Source organism: Anaeromonas gelatinilytica, from assembly GCF_016820635.1.
GTDB classification, from domain to species: Bacteria; Bacillota; Clostridia; order Tissierellales; family SIT17; genus Anaeromonas; species Anaeromonas gelatinilytica.
Map to the genome: position 1 here is coordinate 14467 of NZ_WSFU01000134.1, position 19112 is coordinate 33578.

Consider the following 19112-nt stretch of genomic DNA (forward strand, 5'->3'; position numbering starts at 1 on the left):
TTACTTCTATATATTTCTCTAAATTCCTTCATAATATTTGTTTTTTTTAAAAGAATTTAATTCTTTCTTTTTAGAATGAATAAAAGGACCTATGATATCATAGGTCCTTTTATTCATCTTAAGGTTTATTTGTTCATAGAACTATATTTTATTTTTGTTGCTTTACCACCTCTGATATGTCTTTCTGCCTTGTTTTTTTCTAATACACTCTTTACCTGTTTAGAGATAAGAGGGTTTATCTTGGGAAGGCGTTCAGTTACATCTTTATGAACTGTACTTTTACTAACTCCAAATATATTTGCAGTCTGTCGTACGGTTGCCTCTTCATCTATAATATATTTTGCAATTTCCAAAGCCCTTTCCTCTATATAGTCTTTCACATGCCTAACCCCCTTTGATGGCTACACCGTCTTTTTTACATTATTATGCTTTTATCTCTACGAATAGAACACTTTCTTACCATTGACTAATTATCAATCTTACTTAATTTCTGTTATTACTAAAAATCTGGTAAATAATCGCTTGGATCAATATTTTTACCATTTTCTAAAACCTCAAAATGCAAATGTGGTCCTTGAGCTAATTCATATCCTCCTGCTTCTCCTATTGTTCCAATAGTATCTCCTTTTTCCACTTTCTGTCCTTCCTCTACCATTTTTTCTTCTGAAAGACACCCATACTTTGTTACTAGATTGTTTCCATGGTCAATTGTAACTACCGTTCCCAGTTCATCATTAGTTTCTATCTTTTTCACTGTACCTGAAAGTACTGCTCTCACTGCACTTCCTTTTTCTGCTTTAATGTCTAACCCATTGTGAGTAGTCCATTGTTCTAGAGTTTCAGAATATACTAAATTATCTTCTGCATATCCCATTGATTTCTTCCCTGCAGCAGGTACTAACATCGCTATTTGTTTTCCTCCGGAAGAAATAGTTTCTACCGTTTCTTTTTCCTCTTCAGGTGCTGTAGATTGTTGTTCATTATTTGTGTTTTCTTCATTTGTATTTTCTTCTACTTCTTTCTTTTCTTCTGGGGTATCTTTTTCTATATCAACATCCTCTTCATCAGGATTTTGTTGATCTTCTGACTCCTCGTTTTCCAGATAATAATCTATTATGTCATTATCGTCTTCTGCTAAATCTCTTTCACTTTTATTATCTTCTAATTCAGCAGTCCGATTAAAATTATCACTTGAAACCCATACTGCTGTAATTCCTACTATACATATGCATAAAAACAATACTAAATAAAAAGCATCTCTTTTAGTTAATTTCTTTAGTTTATCCTTAAAAGATTTTTTATCATTATCCACGTTTTACACCTCCATATATATGTAATAAGTATTTCAGTTACTATTATTTACAATATTCAAAATTTAATACATAAAATTTTCAAGTATTAAATAAAATTTTCAAAAAAAATACCTTAGAGGATTTTATCCTCTAAGGCATTTAAATTTAAATTAATCTCTATTTGCTAATAATACAAGTCTAATAAGTTGTGCTATACCTACTAATGTAGCCGCTACATAAGTCAATGCTGCTGCAGACAATACTTTCTTAGTCGATTTGATATCTGCTGTTGCAATTATTCCATTATTTAATTGCTCTATCGCTCTATTAGATGCGTTATATTCTACTGGTAATGTAATAAGTTGGAATGCTACTACTCCTAAATATAAAAATACCCCTATATATACTAAATCTCCTATACCTAAAATCAATCCTCCAAACACTAATAACCAAACAAACCTTGCTCCAAATCCTGCTATTGGAGCAATATTATTTCTTAATATTAATGGAAAATAACCTTCCGAATGTTGTATAGCATGACCTACTTCATGGGCAGCTACTCCTACTGATGCTACACTACTACTTTGATATACTTCCCTAGATAGTCTCAATACTCTTTTTCTTGGATCATAATGATCTGATAACCTACCCTTTACTAATTCTATATCTACATCATAAAGACCATTTCTGTCTAATATTGCCCTAGCTACTTGATATCCTGTATATCCTGATTCACTTTGTCTTTTTAAATATTTATTAAATGTGCTATTAACCTTGCTTTGGGCATACATTGAAAATATTATTGCTGGTATCAGCAATATAAAACCTATATCTCCAAAATACATAGTCATATCACCTCTTAATTGTCATTTTTTTGTTCTAAATATCTTTGTCTACATTCCCAGCTGCAAAAATATTTATTACCTTCATCTTCTACTATTATATATGATTTTTCTTTTTCTATACTACTATTACATATTGGATCTGTCACTTTCTCTACTACTTGTATTGGTGGTTGCCCTTCTTTCATAGTATTTTGCTTCTCTTCATTTTCTTCAATTTTTTCTTTAATTTTTTTCCTATTAAGAATCGTTAGTCCTATTTTTATTAAATTACTAAATATTATATATATTATTAAAAATTGAAAAATGCTAGATAATTCCATGAAATCACCTCTACTTAATATTTTTCTATATTGGAATACATATTCCATAATAGATTTGATAAATAATCAATATTTTCTTCTTTTTCATTAGGATGTTCTATCATCATCATTATAAATGATACTAATATTGTTTCTAAAAATCTTTTTTCATATTTACATTTTAAATTACTATCTATTTTTCTTTCTAAGAATAATAGCTTTTTTATTTTATTGAGTAACTCTATCTTTATACATTTCTCTTCATCTTTCATTATATTTGCTTGTATTAATTCATTACCCATTCCTTTTCTATTTAGTATTTCTTCATATAATGTTTCTACAAATATATTAAGCTTTTTTTTCTTTTCTATATCCAAATTTATTACTTCATCTAATCTTTCAAATGTTTCTGTCCAACTTTTATTAAACACATATCTAAATAAATTTTTTTTATTAGGATAATAATTATATAATGTGCCTACTGCTATTCCTGATTCTCTAGCTATTATTTTGATATCTACATCCTTATATCCATATTTTGAAAACAACTTTAATGAAGATACATATATTCTTTGTTCTACATCATTAATTATTTTTGGCATATGAGTTCTCCTTTATGAATAAAAGTTCATTTAAATTTTTATATTTACATGATAATATATTTATTAACTTTTGTCAATAAAAGTAATTATATCTTTAAAGAACTTTTATACTTATTCTATCATACTTTTATCAACTTTCAGTATTTCAACATCAGTGTAATAATGTTTTAATATTTCAACATAATTACTTCCCTTTTCTGCCATGCCATTAGCTCCCCATTGACTCATTCCTACCCCATGACCATTTCCTACAGTTTTTACTATTATTTTATTTTCTTTTGGTATTACATTAATATTAAAATTAGTTGAGTTAAAACCAAATAATGTTCTTAACTCCTTACCACTCATAACTACATTATCTATCCTTACTTTATTTATTCTTCCAGTATCACTTTTTTCTACTAAATCAATTTTATCCTCAATATTATCTTTTGTTATATCTATAGTGGGATATGCTTCTTTTAATTTAGATATAAAATCATCTATCGATATAGTAAATTCTTCTGTCAAACTAGGAGAACCTTCTTCATATGGACTATCTACTGGTCTTAAATAAGGTCTCGCCGTAGAAAATACTTCTTCTGATGCCTCAGTCATTCCACCACTAGAAGAATGAAATAATGGATCAGTTACTATTTTATCATCATATGTTAATATTTCTCCTTTAGTATCTTCAACAGCTTGTTCTAACTTTTTCCAATATTTATCATACCATTCTTGAGAATGAAGCTCTATTAATTTATCTTTTGAATACCATACTTGACAATGAACATCATTACATAGTGGTGCTTTAGGATGATCTGGATGTCCATCTTTAAATTGTACTATACGAGATATTGAATATGTCCTAGCTGCAACTGCTTGAGCTTTCAAAGCTTCTAATTCAAATTTTGCTGGCATTTCTCCTGCAACTACCCCTTTAACATATTCTTCTAAAAGCATATTCTCTACTTCTTTTTTAGATGTATCATATATATCTACTGATAATTCCTCAGAATCTACTATATCCATATTTTCTACTTTGTTTTCCTCATTTTCTTCTACTATTTTCTCTTCCTTCCCATCTTCATTCCATGTAAATAAAATAATCATGGGAATTATCAATGTTATTACTATTACAAATCCTATTATTCCAATCAATGACTTCATTCAATCCCTCATTTCTTTTTAATATTTGTATTATATTACTATATATAAGGTATGATTGACGGGAAAAATATATGAATGAAATCTTTGAATTATTTCCCTGTAGAATTATGGTATATTTCCCGGGTAATTGTCATGGGAAATAATTTATTGTCGACATATATTTGTAAATAATAACATTTACTAAATTAGACAGAAAAAACTTCAACATGATATAATAAGTAAAATTTAAATAATAAAAATTTTGTAATTTAAAAACCATTTCAAAATTAAAGATTATACCTATAAAGATATCAAAAAATGCAACTTATTTTTTTGATTTTCTGTTATAATTTGAAGTATTGATAAAAATTTTTAAACTAAAAGGGAGAGGACAAGCATGGATACAAAGATATTTAAAATTGGTATAGGAATTCTTCTTTTATTTTTAATAATATATGTAGGTTCACTAATTAACTGGATTTTTACTCCTCTTATTGTTTTATTTAAGACTTTATTTATTCCAATTATACTAGCAGGATTTCTTTTTTATTTATTAAGACCATTCGTAAAAATAATAAATAAAAAACTATCAAAAACAATTTCTATTTTACTTGTATATCTTATATTAATATGTATTATTATAGCTCTATTATTTATCATAGGACCTATACTTCAAAATCAATTTCATAGTTTAATGGATAATATGCCTCTTATTATCTCTGAGATTCAAAAGAGTTTTATTAATATTCAACAAAATAATATTATAAAAACTCATGATTTAAATGAAATTTTAAACATGGAAGAGCTTATATCTCAATTAGGAAATCTAATAAATCAACTTGGTAAAAATATTGCGACAAATATGACAAACTTCATAAGTATATTGGCTAATACAATACTTGTATTAGTAATTATTCCTTTCATTCTATTTTATTTATTACGTGATGGGGAACAATTAGGAAAATATATTTTAAATATTTTAAATAAAAAACATAAAAAAGATATTCAATTGATTTTTCAAGATATTGATAAAACTCTTAGTTCTTACATACAAGGCCAAGGTATAGTTTGTCTTTGTGTGGGAGTTTTATGCTATATTACTTTTCTAATTATTGGATTAGACTATGCATTATTATTAGCTGTTATCGCAGGAATTACAAATATAATACCCTATTTTGGACCTTGGATTGGAACTATTCCTGCTGTTATTGTAGGATTATTTCAATCACCGACAATGGCATTAATTGTTATAATTTCAATTGTTATTATTCAACAAATAGAAAGTAATCTCATTTCACCCCAAGTAATTGGAAAAAAGTTAAACATGCATCCGCTTACAATCATGTTTTTAATATTAGTTGCAGGTCGTTTAATCGGCTTAATAGGCATGATATTAGTTGTTCCTACCTATGGAATATGTAGAGTTCTATTTACACATAGTATTAGACTCTGGAAGCTAAAATTTAAAAATAACAATTAATTTTTACTAAATAAATTTTAAATCAATAAATAATAAAACAGAGGATTAATCCTCTGTTTTATTCTACTCTCTTTATTTTTGCTCCTAATTTTGTAAGTTTGCCTTCTATATTAGAATATCCTCTATCAATATGATGAATTTGATTTACTTCTGTAATACCATCAGATATAAGTCCGGTTAATATTAGTGCTGCTCCAGCTCTTAAGTCTGTAGCTTTAACTGGTGCTCCCATAAGATTATCAATACCTGTTACTATGGCTGACCTACCATCTATCTTAATATCTGCTCCCATTCTTCTTAATTCATTTACATGCATAAATCTGTTTTCAAATATAGTTTCTATTATCACACTGGTTCCTTTCGCCATACTCATCAATGTCATTACTTGAGCCTGCATATCTGTTGGAAATCCAGGGTAAGGCAATGTCTTTACATCTACAGCTTTAATTACTTTTGGTCCTATAACTCTTAATTTATTACTCTCCAATTCTTCAAAATATATATTTGATTCTTTAAGCTTAGATATGATTGATTTAACATGTTCCATTTCTACATTTTCTATTATGATGTCTCCACCAGTCATTGCTGCTGCCACCATATAAGTTCCGGCTTCTATTCTATCTGGAATAATCGTATGATTACAACTATTCAATTTTTCTACGCCTTTAATTTTAATCGTATTAGTTCCTGCTCCTTTTACATCTGCACCCATTTTATTCAAAAAATTAGCTAAATCTACTATTTCAGGTTCCTGAGCTACATTTTCTAATATTGTTTCTCCTTCTGCCATACTAGCTGCCATCATAATATTTTCTGTGGCTCCCACACTAGGAAAATCTAGATATATCCTATCTCCCTTTAATCTATTTACTCTTGCCTCCACATATCCATGACCTACTTCTATTTTAGCTCCTAATGCCTTAAATCCTTTCAAATGTAAATCTATAGGTCTAGTTCCTATAGCACAGCCTCCAGGCATTGATATCCTTGCTTTACCTAATCTTGCTAATAATGGTCCCATTACTAAAAATGATGCTCTCATTTTATTCATCAATTCATAGGGTGCTTCAATATTGTTAATATCAGCTGAATTTATACTAAAAGATTCTTCTTCCTTCTTTTCTACCTCAGCTCCCAAAGACTTTAATACTTCTGACATTATATTTACATCTTTTAAATTTGGCACTTCTTCAAGTTTACAAGTATTTGTTGACAATAATGTTGCTGCCAATATGGGTAACGCAGAGTTTTTAGCCCCGCTAATTCTAACTGTCCCCTTTAATGGAGGACTCTTTTCAACTACGAGTTTTGGCACCTACTTCTCCTCCTTAATATAACTTTTATATATTCAGTTGTAGTTTTTTACATTATTTTTAAAGGTACTTTTAAGATTAATTAGTAATACTTAATATCCCTTTGAAATTATTGGTGTTGCAATCCAAATATAAGTTTTATCCTCAGTATAATTATGTCTCATAGCAATATTTAAATTCATCTTATTATTTCCTGTATAGATATGATTATCTATATTTGGTGAATAGGCGGAAACACTTATAATATCTGGTTCAGAATAATTTTCTATTTCTTTTGCATCTATTTTTCTCATTATATTTGATACTATTTTTAGTTTTTCATTATTTTCTATATTGCCACTAAATGTACCAATAATACATGTGTTTATTTCTGGATCTTTTTCCATATTGTTAAAAATATCTTTTATGTTTTTTTGAATATTATCATATTGCTTTAATTCATTAGATATTACATTGACTATTAACTCAGTCTTTTTAAGACTACTATATTTATCAGAAAATGTCAAAAGATTTATTTGTAATGAGTTACCATTTTTATCCTTACCTGTTATTATTAATTTATTCTGACTGTCCCCTTTAATAAGATCCATATCATATGTAGGTGTATTTTCACTCGTAATTTCATATTTATTATTTTTATTTTGAAGTTTTCCTACTATATTAAATTTATTTATAAAGTCTTGTCCTATTTCTTTTAGTTCATCTTCAGTTAGATATTCTTTTGGTAACTCTACTCTTACTTCCACATTCATTTCTAATAATTCTGCATCAGATGTTTTAAAAGCATTTACTACTGGTTCTGACAAATCCTCTCTTATTCCTTGAGACATTGTATAATTTGAAAATGATAATATTAATATTAATCCAATTGATATTACTGTCCTTTTTAACACCACATCATTCCTCCCTAAATATATGATAGGGAAGAGCAAGATCAGTGGTAAAAATGTTAAAGGGGGACAAAAACATTTTTACGGTCTAGTACTCTTCCCTTTCAATAAACAGTATTGACAATTCATCTTGTCCTTTATACATTAACTTTTAAAACATTTAGGAAAGAATACAATAAAAATATTAAATTTAAAATCAATTGAATATGTAACATCAACCCACTATATAATATCAGATTAATATTACAATTAATTTTTGACTATATTACATTACCATTAATATTATAACAAAGTTTTTCCATAATTGTCTATTCCTTATTTTTACTGATTACTGTCAGGTAATTGTTGGCAATTTTTTTATTTGAATTTTTTCATTTAATAATTATTAATTTTCATGATTTGAATCATATTCTTAATACCCATTAGAGCAAATAATTGTAATAACACTATTAGTAAAGGGTTTGCTTGTAATCTTATTAAAAAGTTAGAAGAAAAGAATGATGATTATAAATTAGAAATTAAACAACTTGAAGAAGAAAAAAATGAATATAAGAATTTCATAGATAAAACAATAAAATGTTTGGATGAAGATACGCTTTTAGAAGTAGCAAGAAATGAATGGAAATATCAAATAGAAGTCGATGAAAAACCTATTCCCCCTAATGGAAAAGTAGAAATTAATAAAGATAATTTTAAAATTGTTTATTCTGTGGAAAGCTCTTTACTTTCAAGTATACAAAAAGAACTTTCTAGTAAAGGACCATTTAGTGGAGATTATTTTGACCATTTAACAGTAGTTGGTATTGAAGCAAATAATATTGGAAGAACCGATGGAACTGTTGTTACTGCTTTTGTTTATGAATTGAAAATCTCCCTAAAAATACAAATTTCAAATTAGAAATAAGCGATGAACTTAAGGAAAAACTTGATTTAGAAACTAACACTATAAATATTCAAGTAAATTAAAATTTGTAAGTATAAAAATAAAATATATCCCAATGCCTACGGCAAATATGACCATCTGATAGTAAATAATTCATATATAGGATTATATATGAGAAATAGACATCCAGATTTGAATGTCTATTTTTGTAAAGTTTAAATATTTACCTAGATGCAACATTACTACCTTAAAAAGAGTCTTTGTTGTAATTAGAATCACCTAAGTATTCCACTTTTACTGTGTCGAATTTTGCGATATTTGGGACAGAAGAACCGTCCCCGTGTCCCATTATTTCTTTGCCACATTTATTCTATTGATGGCTTTTCTAAGAGCTATTTCTGCTCTACTATAATCTATATTATCATCTTTTCTTTTTAATTTTTCTTCTGCTCTTTTCTTTGCTAGTTCTGCTCTTTTTACATCTATTTCATCAGGCCATTCTGCAGCATCAGTTACTATTGTAGTTTTTGTTTTATTTACATCTACATATCCTTCTGCAACTGCTGCTTCCCTATATTTTCCATTTTGTTTTATCTTTACCCTTCCTATGGCAAGGGGAGTTACTAATGGTGTATGGTTTTTTAGAATTCCTAAATCTCCTTCTATTCCTCTTACTACTACCATTTCCACCTCGTCTTCAAAGAATTTTTTGTCTGGGCTTACTATTTCGAGGGTAAATGTTGTTGCCATTTTATCACCTCTTTATTATTCTTCTTCCTTCATTTTTTTAGCCTTTTCTACTGCTTCGTCTATTGTTCCTACAAATAGGAAGGCTGACTCTGGAAGTTCATCATGTTTTCCTTCTAATATTTCTTTGAATCCTCTTATTGTTTCTTTAATAGGTACATATTTACCAGGCATTCCTGTAAACTGCTCAGCTACGTTAAAAGGCTGAGATAGGAAACGTTGGATTCTTCTTGCTCTTGCTACGGTAAGTTTATCTTCTTCTGATAATTCATCCATACCAAGTATTGCAATTATATCCTGTAACTCTTTATACTTTTGAAGCTCTTCCTGTACTCTACGAGCAACATCATAGTGTTCTTCTCCTACTATTGCAGGGTCTAGTATCCTTGAAGTTGAATCTAGCGGATCCACTGCAGGATATATACCCAACTCTGAAATCGAACGAGATAAAACTGTTGTTGCATCTAGATGGGCAAATGTTGTAGCAGGAGCTGGATCAGTCAAGTCATCGGCTGGCACATATACTGCCTGAACTGATGTGATTGAACCTTTCTTTGTGGATGTGATTCTCTCCTGTAATTGTCCCATCTCTGTCGCTAATGTTGGCTGGTATCCAACGGCACTAGGCATACGTCCAAGTAACGCAGATACCTCTGATCCAGCCTGAGTAAATCTGAATATATTATCTATAAATAGAAGTACATCTTGACCTGCTTCGTCTCTAAAATGCTCTGCCATTGTAAGTCCTGTAAGAGCAACTCTCATTCTAGCTCCAGGAGGCTCATTCATTTGTCCAAATACTAAAGATGTTTTGTCTATTACTCCCGACTCTTTCATTTCATAGTATAGGTCGTTTCCTTCTCTTGTTCTCTCTCCAACACCGGCAAACACTGATAATCCACCGTGCTCTGTTGCTATATTATTTATAAGTTCCTGGATAAGTACTGTCTTTCCAACTCCAGCACCACCAAATAGTCCAACCTTTCCACCTCTTGAATATGGAGCTATAAGGTCAACTACTTTTATTCCTGTCTCAAATATTTCTGATGCTGTTTCTTGCTCATCAAAGGGAGGTGCTGATCTATGGATTGGAGATTTAGGTCCTTCTGTAACATTTTCCTTTCCATCTATTGCTTCTCCGGTAACACTAAACATTCTTCCTAGAGTGTTTTCTCCTACAGGCACCGTTATAGGTGCACCTGTATCTATAGCATCCATTCCTCTAACAAATCCATCAGTAGAATCCATTGATATACATCTTACTATGTCATCACCGATATGTTGGGAAACTTCTGCAATTATCGTTCCTTCTTTGCCTTCTATCTCAATGGCATTGTATAGGTTAGGAAGATTATCTTCATCAAATCTAATATCAAGTACCGGACCGATTATCTGAACAATTTTTCCTATGTTCTTTTCAGCCATCTATTTCAACTCCTTTTCATTTAATCGCTATTTCTGAGCTTCTGCTCCACCTACTATCTCTGAAATTTCTTGTGTGATTGCAGCTTGACGAGCTCTATTATAATCTAGAGTTAATCCATCAATTAATTCTTCTGCATTATCGGTGGCAGCTTCCATCGCCATTCTTGTAGCTCCTTGCTCACTGGCAGAAGACTCTATCATTGAACCGTATAATACAGCTTTAATATATTTAGGAATGAGATAATCTAATACTTCCTCAGGGGAAGGTTCATAGTCTGTCAATACTCTCTTTCCATCACTTTCTTCTTCTTTTATTCCTTCAGCAGGAAGAAGCTTCATTATAGTAGGTTCATGGGTTATGGTACTTTTGAATTGAGTATAGGCTATATTAACTTCGTCCACTTCTCCTTCTCTATATAGCTTTAGAGCCATATTACCTATCTGAGTTGCATCCATATATGTAGGATCTTCAGATATTCCAGTGAAGCTTCCCGTTACATCATAATCTCTTCTTTTAAAGTGATTTTTACCCTTTTGTCCTATGGTTATGATTTTAGCCCTTTCTTTATCTTCTATATCTTCTTCTACTTTTTTTATGATATTTATATTATATCCACCACATAATCCTTTGTCTGCAGTAATTACTATATAGCATTTATTCTTTACTTCTCTTTTATTAAGCATAGGATGATTAATTCCCCTAGTAGTTGCTAATATATCTTGAATACTTCTCAGTACTGTAAGGAAATATGGTTGAGTTGCTTCTAGTCTTCTTCTAGCTTTTTTTAATTTTGAGGAAGATACAAGTTCCATAGCCTTTGTAATTTGTTTTGTATTACCTACACTTTTGATTCGCCTCTTGATATCCTGCATACTCTCTTGAGCCATCGAATCACCTCTACTTTCTATGAGGACTTATTACATAGTCTTCTCAAAGTCTTTTTTAAACTCTTCTAGAGCTTCCTTAAGTTCATTTTCTGTATCTTCTTCTAGTTTTCCATTTTCAAGGATTGATTTACCCACTTCTGGGTGATTATTATCCATGAATTTATAAAATTCTAATTCAAATTCCTTGATTTTATCAACTGGAATATCCTTTAAATGCTTCTTAGTTACAGCATATAAAATCATCGTTTGATGTTCTACTTTTACTGGTTGATATTGAGGTTGCTTTATAACCTCCATGATTCTCTCCCCTTGAGCAAGGGCTGCTTGAGTTTCCTTATCTAAGTCTGATCCAAACTGAGCAAAAGATTGTAATTCCCTGTACTGAGCAAGATCTAATTTAAGTGTACCAGATACCTTCTTCATGGCTTTTATCTGAGCATCTCCACCAACACGAGATACTGAAAGTCCAGCGTTTACTGCAGGACGTTGTCCTGAGAAGAATAAGTCTGACTCAAGGAATATCTGTCCATCTGTTATTGATATAACATTTGTTGGGATATACGCTGATATATCTCCTGCTTGTGTCTCTATAATTGGAAGAGCTGTCATAGATCCTCCACCATATTCGTCACTAAGTCTCGCTGCTCTCTCTAATAATCTGGAATGTAGATAGAATACATCTCCAGGATATGCTTCTCTTCCTGGTGGTCTTCTAAGTAGTAACGACATTGTACGATATGCCACCGCATGTTTTGATAGATCGTCATATATTATAAGGACATCTTTACCATTGTACATAAGCTCTTCTCCCATTGCTGCTCCTGCATATGGGGCTATGTATTGTAATGGTGCAAGTTCACTTGCTGTAGCTGATACTATAGTTGTATATTCCATTGCTCCATTTTTCTCAAGAGTTTCAACTATACCAGCAACTGTAGATTTCTTTTGTCCTATCGCTACATATATACATATAACATCTTGACCCTTTTGGTTTAATATTGTATCTATTCCTATTGCTGTCTTACCTGTCTGTCTATCTCCGATTATAAGTTCCCTCTGTCCACGACCAATTGGTATCATAGAGTCTATCGCTTTTATACCTGTTTGTAATGGAACAGATACTGATTTTCTTGTGATAACTCCTGATGCCTTTTGTTCTACTGGTCTAAATTTTTCGGAGGTGATAAGTCCTTTTCCGTCAATTGCTTGACCTAGAGCATTTACTACTCTACCTATCATTTGCTCTCCTACTGGAACTTCCACTATTCTTTCTGTTCTCTTTACCGTATCTCCCTCTTTGATGTTTTCATCATCACCTAGAAGAACACATCCTACATTATCTTCCTCTAAGTTTAGAGCCATACCATATACTTCTCCAGGGAACTCTAGAAGCTCTCCTGACATACAATTCTCTAATCCATGAACTCTGGCAATACCGTCTCCAACTTCGATTACAGTACCTACATCTTCCACATCGATTCTTTTTTCATATCTTTTTATCTGCTCTTTAATAATTGAGCTTATTTCTTCCGGTCTTAGGTTCATGAGTTCTTCACCTCTTTCTTAGTTACTGTAGTAGTGTTAAGCTCCTTTGTTATCTTATTGATTTGTCCCTTAACGCTTGAATCTATAACCTTATCACCAATCTTTACTAGGACTCCGCCTAATATGTCTTTGTCTATCTCATTTATTAATTTAAATTTTTTATTAAACTTTTTAGATAATTTTTCTTCTAATTCTCTCAACTTACTGTCTTCCATCTTTATTGCCGTTATAGCCTTACCTTCTACTATACCTTGTTTTTCATTGGCAAGGGCTATATATTCTTTTTCTATAGCCTTGATATATCTTTCTCTACCTTTATCTACTACTATATAGAGTAGATTCATTATTTCATTACTAACTTTTCCTTTAAATAGAGAATTTAATATATCTTTTTTCTCATCTCTAGAAAGTTTAGGATGCTCAAATATAATCTTTAATTTCTCTTCTTCTTCTAAAACCTTAGATACTGCAGATATTTCTTCTTTAAATTCTTCTAAATTGTCAGTTTCTACTGCTACTTCGAAGAAGGCTTCAGCATATCTTTTTGCTATTAACTCTGCCATTGACTTTCCCCTACCTCATCAATAAACTTATCTATCATATCCTTATGGGATTTTTCATCTAAGTTTTTGTCTACTACTTTAGATGCAGCAAGCATGGCAATAGTAACCATTTCTCCCTTTAACTCCATTTGAGCCTTTTGTTTTTCTCTTTCTATGTCACTCTTAGATTTTTCTCTAATGCTTTGAGCTTCATTTTTAGCTTCTTCTATTATTTCATTTCTTAAATCTTCTCCTCTTCTTCTAGAGGTTTCTATTATCTCTTTTCCTTCACCTTTAGCTTCTTCTACTTTAGCTTCATATTCTTCTTTAAGTTTTATAGCCTCTGCTCTTTTATTTTCTGCACTTTCTAAATCAGATTTAATTGTTTCTTTTCTTTTATTTAAAAACTCAGATACTGGTTTATATAGAAAATGTCTAAGTACAAAAAATAATATTAATGTAGCTAATAATTGAAGAAAGAAATTGACCGGATCAGGCAATACATGAATTTGAAAATTCATTTATATAATCCTCCCTTCTTGATTTTGGAGTTAATTCTAGCTCTTAGATACAACAATAAGAGATGGGTAGGTTTACCCAACTCTTATAATCAATAATTCTCTTAAAGTAATGGTTGAACAAATAATAGAATTATCGCAATAACTAATCCATAGATACCAGTAGTCTCGGCAACTGCCTGACCAAGAATCATTGTTCTCAAGATATCTCCTTGTGCTTCTGGTTGTCTACCTACTCCCTCTGCTGCTTTACCTGCGGCATATCCCTGTCCTATTCCAGGTCCTATACCTGCTATTGCTGCTAATCCTGCTCCTATTGCTGAACATCCAAGTATGAAAGCTTCGCTTGTAATTCCTTCTAACATTTTATTTCCTCCTTAAATTTAAATTATTTTTATTTTTAATCATCCATGGCCATAGATACAAAAACCATTGTAAGCATCATAAATATAAAAGTTTGTATTAATCCTGCAAATACATCAAAATACCCATGCAATGCAAATGTCACTACTGGTGCAAAATATCCTAATGCACCGTATAATAATCCCATGATTATAACACCACTTAAGATATTACCAAATAAACGGAAGGATAATGATATTGGATTTGCTATCTCTCCAACAATATTTATTGGAAGCAAAAATACAAATGGTTCTCCTAAAGTCTTCAAATATCCTCCTACTCCCTTTGACTTCATTCCATAATATTGAGTCATAACAAATGTAATTATAGCTAAAGCAAGTGTAACATTATAATCAGAGGTAGGTGGTGTTAATCCTATCAATCCTAATAAATTTGCTACAGCCAAATATAAAGCTAGCATTACAATATACGGGGAAAATTTCATTTTATCTTTTCCCATTGTGGATTCAACTAGATTATCTATTGCCTCAACTATTATCTCCACAACGTTCAAAATACCTGTAGGCTTTTCATCTACCTTTGCATTCTTTATCTTCTTATTTATGTAGATTGCAAATATGGATAACGCTATTACTACTAACCATGAATTAACCACAGTATCATGAATATATATATCCTTACCCATAAATTCAAATGCTATCCCTTGAATATTATCCAAAGCCATACCTCCCTTCAATATAAGTCATCTATTTATTTTTTTTAATCATATCATAGAATGTATCTAATAATATGATTACTTTCACCATAAAAAAGCCTATAATTACCATTAAAAAATTAAGATAATCGGCTAAAGCTGCTATAGTAAGTACTATCCCATAAATCAAATACCTTATCATATAATTAGCTAAAATATAAGGCATTATCTTCCCTTGAGGCATATTTAATGATTTTTCTAATGTTATAGACATTAAACGAAAATTCAATAAATTTATTATCCCCCCAAATATTAATCCCAATACATACTCCTTAGGTTCAGGAATGGTAATCAAAATTATTCCTGAGAGTATAATAATTAATATGACTACTCTTCTTATTATTTTATGTCCTGTATTTTCTACTAGACTCAACTGATCACTTCCTATTAATATCTCGGGTTGTCATCTTAAATAGATTCACAAAAGCAGCGGCTACTCCTATCACTGAAAATATAGCTAAAAATAATACTTTTGTTCCAAATGAATCATCTAAAAACTTACCCAAAAATATACCTATCATTATAGGTACTATCATAGATATACCTATTTGAGATATATAAGCAAGATATTGTAATGTTTTTCTCTTATTATCATTATTATCCTTGGGGCTCATCCCATCACTCCACCATTAGGTGTTATTTAAATTTTAAGAAAAGTTCATCAAAATTTATATACTATATATTATAAAGTATATATTATTTATTCTCAAGGATAGTTTTTTATTATCTGTATATTTATTAAATTTAGTATGTAATACCTAATTGTATACTATTTTACTATTAAATAAAAAATAAAATTCAAAGACAGAGATTAAATCTCTGCCTTCACTTTCTATATTAAGAATAATAATCCTAAGGAAATTATTATACCTGTATATATTAAATCTACTATACAATATCCCATTATATCTCTAGCTCCAAGACCAGCGATACCTAATGCTGGTAATGCCCAAAATGGTTGTATAAGATTTGTCCATGCATCTCCCCATGCTATAGCCATACCGGTATCTGCTGCTGATACACCTAGTTTTGCTGCTGCCGGCATCATGATTGGAGCCTGTACTGCCCATTGACCTCCACCAGAAGGCACAAAGAAATTCACTACTCCTGCACTCAAAAATGAGAAAAATGGAAATGTCATAGCTGTAGATATATTTACAAATCCATTAGATATAACAGATGCTAAAGATACACCAGAAGCATTTACTCCAGTCATCATTCCCATTATTCCTGCATAAAATGGAAACTGAAGTATTATACCGCCTGTCCCCTTTGCTGCAACCGTTATAGCATTTAAAAATCTCCTTGGTGTTCCATGTAATATTATTCCTGCAAATAAGAATATGAAATTAACTATATCTAAGTTTAAATCAAATCCATTATTCATAAAATAATATCCTATATAAATTAATCCCAAAAATCCAACTATCATTGATAATATTGGGCTATTTTCCATTTTATCTGCAAATGTAGGATTTTCCACTTTTACATCTAGATCTTCATCTGCTAATAATTCTGGATCTATTACAAATACATCATCTTCTTTTGGATGCATTGCTCTATTTAATAAAGGCATAGTAATTAATATTATTCCAAATATTATTAGATTATATGGTGCAAATATAGTTTCACTTGTTGATATAGGAGATGTAACTATACCTGAAGTAGCTTCTGCTAGTCCTTTTCCTGCTGTACCTAATTGTAATGGTACTGAACCAGATATCCCAGAATGCCATACTACGAATCCTGAATATCCTGATGCTATAAGTAATCTATAATCTACTCCTTTAATCTGCCTTGCTAATTCCCTTGAATATAATGCTCCTATAACTAATCCAAATCCCCAATTAATCCAACATGCCAATATTGCAACAAAACTAACTGCAAATATTGCTTGTAATGGAGTCTTTGGTATTGATGCTAGTTTTTTTAATCCTTTTTTAATTATTGGTGCATTTGCTAATGTATGTCCTGTCACTAACACTAATGCCATCTGCATTGAAAAGGCTAATAAACTCCAAAAGCCTCCACCCCAATGGGCTATCATATCTATTGGTCCTTGATTCGTCATAAACATCCCAAATACAAATACTATTAATGATAGTATTGCTGCAAATAAAAACGGATCTGGTAAATACTTCTGTACTAATGAAACACAACCATTAGTGAATTTTTTAAACATAATATTCCCCCCTTATTTTAATTGCAAAAACTTTAATTAATTATAGCCATTAGTCATAAAATGGCTAATGGCTATTTTTTAAACTTCCATTGTTTTTAAATCATCTGATATTATTAGCTCTGCTTCTGTAGCTGCTTTTACATCTTCTACTGTAACTTCTGGACCTAATTCTTTAAGAACTAATCCTTTATCTGTTACTTCTATTACTCCCATTTCTGTAATTATCAAGTTTACTTGTCCTGCAGCTGTAAGTGGTAATGAACACTCCTTAAGTATTTTTGGACTTCCTTTAGCTGTATGAGTCATTGCAACTATAACTTTTTTAGCACCTACTACTAAATCCATAGCTCCACCCATTCCTGGAACCATTTTCCCTGGTATCATCCAGTTAGCTAAATTACCTTCACCATCTACTTGTAATGCACCTAATACAGTTGCATCTACATGACCACCTCTTATTATTCCAAAGGATACTCCACTGTCAAATGTAGCTCCACCTTTTTTGATTGTAACATATTGTCCACCAGCATTGGATACATCTTTGTCCTCTTCTCCTTCTTTTGGAGAAGGTCCCAATCCTACAAATCCATTTTCTGATTGGAATGTCACATCAATTTCATCTGGAATAAAATTTGCTACTAATGTTGGCAGACCAATTCCTAGATTTACTACGTCCCCATCGTGCAACTCTTTTGCTACTCTTTTAGCTATAAGCTCTTTTATTTGATTTTTATCCATTATTTAGCACCTCCATCAACCATATAAGTAGTAAAGATGTTTGGTGTCATAACATCATCTGGATCTAACTCTCCAGTTTCAACTATTTTTTCTGCCTCCACTATTACTATATCAGCAGCTGTTGCCATTATAGGATTAAAGTTTTTAGCTGTTTTATTGTAACGAATATTACCTTTTTTATCTACTTTATCTGCCTTTATTAAAGCCACATCTGCTTTAATTGGTAATTCAAGAAGGTATTCTACTCCATCCACTTCAATTTTCTTCTTACCTTCCTCCACTACTGTTCCAACTCCTGTTGAAGTAAGTATTCCACCAAGACCATATCCAGCAGCTCTAATTTGCTCTGCTAATGTTCCTTGAGGTACTAATTGAACTTCTAACTCTCCCTCATTCATTTGTCTTCCTGTTTCTTTGTTTGTTCCTATGTGTGAAGCTATAACCTTCTTAGCTTGTTTATTTACTACAAGCTTTCCTATACCTTTATCTACAAAGCCAGTATCATTAGCTATTATTGTTAGATCCTTCACTCCCTTTTCTACTAAAGCATCTACAAGCTTCTCTGGAGTTCCTACCGCCAAGAACCCGCCAATCATAACTGTCATTCCATCTTCGATATGATTTATAGCTTCATCAATAGAGATTAATTTGTTCATTTTATACACCCCCATGTTATAT

At 30.9% G+C, this 19112-nt stretch carries 23 protein-coding genes; 2 read left to right on the forward strand and 21 right to left on the reverse strand.

What is annotated here, in order from left to right:
- Positions 1 to 125 precede the first annotated feature (125 nt).
- The 6 genes from spoIIID to spoIID form a co-directional block, all read right to left on the reverse strand.
- Positions 126 to 380, reverse strand: a complete 255-nt coding sequence (spoIIID, locus tag GOQ29_RS12445) for a sporulation transcriptional regulator SpoIIID (RefSeq protein WP_203372990.1) — start codon at positions 378 to 380, stop codon at positions 126 to 128.
- 119 nt (positions 381 to 499) lie between these two features.
- Positions 500 to 1312 (reverse strand): peptidoglycan DD-metalloendopeptidase family protein, encoded by an 813-nt coding sequence (locus GOQ29_RS15105; RefSeq protein ID WP_203372991.1) that lies wholly within the window; start codon positions 1310 to 1312, stop codon positions 500 to 502.
- A gap of 150 nt (positions 1313 to 1462) precedes the next feature.
- Positions 1463 to 2143 carry a zinc metallopeptidase gene (locus GOQ29_RS12455; protein WP_484477090.1) on the reverse strand — a complete coding sequence of 227 codons (681 nt, stop codon included), beginning with the start codon at positions 2141 to 2143 and terminating at the stop codon, positions 1463 to 1465.
- Between the two features lie 8 nt (positions 2144 to 2151).
- A complete protein-coding gene (locus GOQ29_RS12460) occupies positions 2152 to 2457 on the reverse strand; it encodes a hypothetical protein (protein ID WP_203372992.1) in 306 nt (101 codons plus the stop codon).
- A 14-nt stretch (positions 2458 to 2471) separates the two neighbouring features.
- Positions 2472 to 3038 (reverse strand): TetR/AcrR family transcriptional regulator, encoded by a 567-nt coding sequence (locus GOQ29_RS12465; protein WP_203372993.1) that lies wholly within the window; start codon positions 3036 to 3038, stop codon positions 2472 to 2474.
- A 111-nt stretch (positions 3039 to 3149) separates the two neighbouring features.
- Positions 3150 to 4187: a stage II sporulation protein D gene (gene spoIID, locus GOQ29_RS12470; protein WP_203372994.1), complete on the reverse strand. Its 1038-nt coding sequence runs from the start codon at positions 4185 to 4187 to the stop codon at positions 3150 to 3152.
- A gap of 376 nt (positions 4188 to 4563) precedes the next feature.
- On the opposite strand from spoIID, the gene GOQ29_RS12475 reads away from it, so the two are divergent.
- The gene (locus GOQ29_RS12475; RefSeq protein ID WP_203372995.1) at positions 4564 to 5646 is read left to right on the forward strand and encodes an AI-2E family transporter; all 1083 of its coding nucleotides are present in this window, start codon (positions 4564 to 4566) and stop codon (positions 5644 to 5646) included.
- Positions 5647 to 5704: 58 nt separating this feature from the next.
- Here GOQ29_RS12475 and murA read toward each other — a convergent pair whose 3' ends face one another.
- Together murA and GOQ29_RS12485 are read right to left on the reverse strand one after the other, a co-directional pair.
- Entirely contained in the window at positions 5705 to 6961 is a 1257-nt protein-coding gene (murA, locus tag GOQ29_RS12480) for a UDP-N-acetylglucosamine 1-carboxyvinyltransferase (RefSeq protein WP_203372996.1), read from the reverse strand.
- Positions 6962 to 7051: 90 nt separating this feature from the next.
- Positions 7052 to 7855, reverse strand: coding sequence for a YwmB family TATA-box binding protein (locus tag GOQ29_RS12485; protein ID WP_203372997.1), 804 nt, complete (start codon positions 7853 to 7855; stop codon positions 7052 to 7054).
- Positions 7856 to 8429: 574 nt separating this feature from the next.
- Between GOQ29_RS12485 and GOQ29_RS12490 the strand changes: the two genes are divergently transcribed.
- Complete coding sequence (locus tag GOQ29_RS12490) at positions 8430 to 8747, forward strand: hypothetical protein (RefSeq protein ID WP_203372998.1); 318 nt, start codon at positions 8430 to 8432, stop codon at positions 8745 to 8747.
- A 333-nt stretch (positions 8748 to 9080) separates the two neighbouring features.
- Here GOQ29_RS12490 and GOQ29_RS12495 read toward each other — a convergent pair whose 3' ends face one another.
- The 13 genes from GOQ29_RS12495 to atoD form a co-directional block, all read right to left on the reverse strand.
- Positions 9081 to 9482: a F0F1 ATP synthase subunit epsilon gene (locus tag GOQ29_RS12495; protein ID WP_203372999.1), complete on the reverse strand. Its 402-nt coding sequence runs from the start codon at positions 9480 to 9482 to the stop codon at positions 9081 to 9083.
- A gap of 15 nt (positions 9483 to 9497) precedes the next feature.
- Complete coding sequence (gene atpD, locus GOQ29_RS12500) at positions 9498 to 10904, reverse strand: F0F1 ATP synthase subunit beta (RefSeq protein WP_203373000.1); 1407 nt, start codon at positions 10902 to 10904, stop codon at positions 9498 to 9500.
- Positions 10905 to 10931: 27 nt separating this feature from the next.
- Positions 10932 to 11792, reverse strand: coding sequence for an ATP synthase F1 subunit gamma (atpG, locus tag GOQ29_RS12505; protein ID WP_203373001.1), 861 nt, complete (start codon positions 11790 to 11792; stop codon positions 10932 to 10934).
- Positions 11793 to 11822: 30 nt separating this feature from the next.
- Positions 11823 to 13337, reverse strand: a complete 1515-nt coding sequence (atpA, locus tag GOQ29_RS12510; RefSeq protein ID WP_203373002.1) for a F0F1 ATP synthase subunit alpha — start codon at positions 13335 to 13337, stop codon at positions 11823 to 11825.
- Positions 13334 to 13900, reverse strand: a complete 567-nt coding sequence (locus GOQ29_RS12515; RefSeq protein WP_203373003.1) for a F0F1 ATP synthase subunit delta — start codon at positions 13898 to 13900, stop codon at positions 13334 to 13336. The genes atpA and GOQ29_RS12515 overlap by 4 nt, the downstream gene beginning before the upstream one ends.
- Positions 13888 to 14400, reverse strand: a complete 513-nt coding sequence (locus GOQ29_RS12520; RefSeq protein ID WP_203373004.1) for a F0F1 ATP synthase subunit B — start codon at positions 14398 to 14400, stop codon at positions 13888 to 13890. Before GOQ29_RS12520 ends, GOQ29_RS12515 begins: the two co-directional genes overlap by 13 nt.
- A 101-nt stretch (positions 14401 to 14501) precedes the next feature.
- Positions 14502 to 14762 (reverse strand): ATP synthase F0 subunit C, encoded by a 261-nt coding sequence (gene atpE / locus GOQ29_RS12525; protein WP_203373005.1) that lies wholly within the window; start codon positions 14760 to 14762, stop codon positions 14502 to 14504.
- 35 nt (positions 14763 to 14797) lie between these two features.
- Positions 14798 to 15478 carry a F0F1 ATP synthase subunit A gene (gene atpB, locus GOQ29_RS12530; RefSeq protein ID WP_252187622.1) on the reverse strand — a complete coding sequence of 227 codons (681 nt, stop codon included), beginning with the start codon at positions 15476 to 15478 and terminating at the stop codon, positions 14798 to 14800.
- 28 nt (positions 15479 to 15506) lie between these two features.
- Positions 15507 to 15887, reverse strand: coding sequence for an ATP synthase subunit I (locus tag GOQ29_RS12535; protein WP_203373007.1), 381 nt, complete (start codon positions 15885 to 15887; stop codon positions 15507 to 15509).
- Between the two features lie 4 nt (positions 15888 to 15891).
- Entirely contained in the window at positions 15892 to 16128 is a 237-nt protein-coding gene (locus tag GOQ29_RS12540) for an AtpZ/AtpI family protein (RefSeq protein WP_203373008.1), read from the reverse strand.
- 218 nt (positions 16129 to 16346) lie between these two features.
- Positions 16347 to 17696, reverse strand: a complete 1350-nt coding sequence (locus GOQ29_RS12545) for a short-chain fatty acid transporter (RefSeq protein ID WP_203373009.1) — start codon at positions 17694 to 17696, stop codon at positions 16347 to 16349.
- A 78-nt stretch (positions 17697 to 17774) separates the two neighbouring features.
- Entirely contained in the window at positions 17775 to 18434 is a 660-nt protein-coding gene (locus GOQ29_RS12550; protein ID WP_203373010.1) for a 3-oxoacid CoA-transferase subunit B, read from the reverse strand.
- On the reverse strand, positions 18434 to 19090 hold the full coding sequence (gene atoD, locus GOQ29_RS12555) for an acetate CoA-transferase subunit alpha (RefSeq protein ID WP_203373011.1): 657 nt from the start codon (positions 19088 to 19090) through the stop codon (positions 18434 to 18436). Before atoD ends, GOQ29_RS12550 begins: the two co-directional genes overlap by 1 nt.
- Between the last annotated feature and the right edge of the window lie 22 nt (positions 19091 to 19112).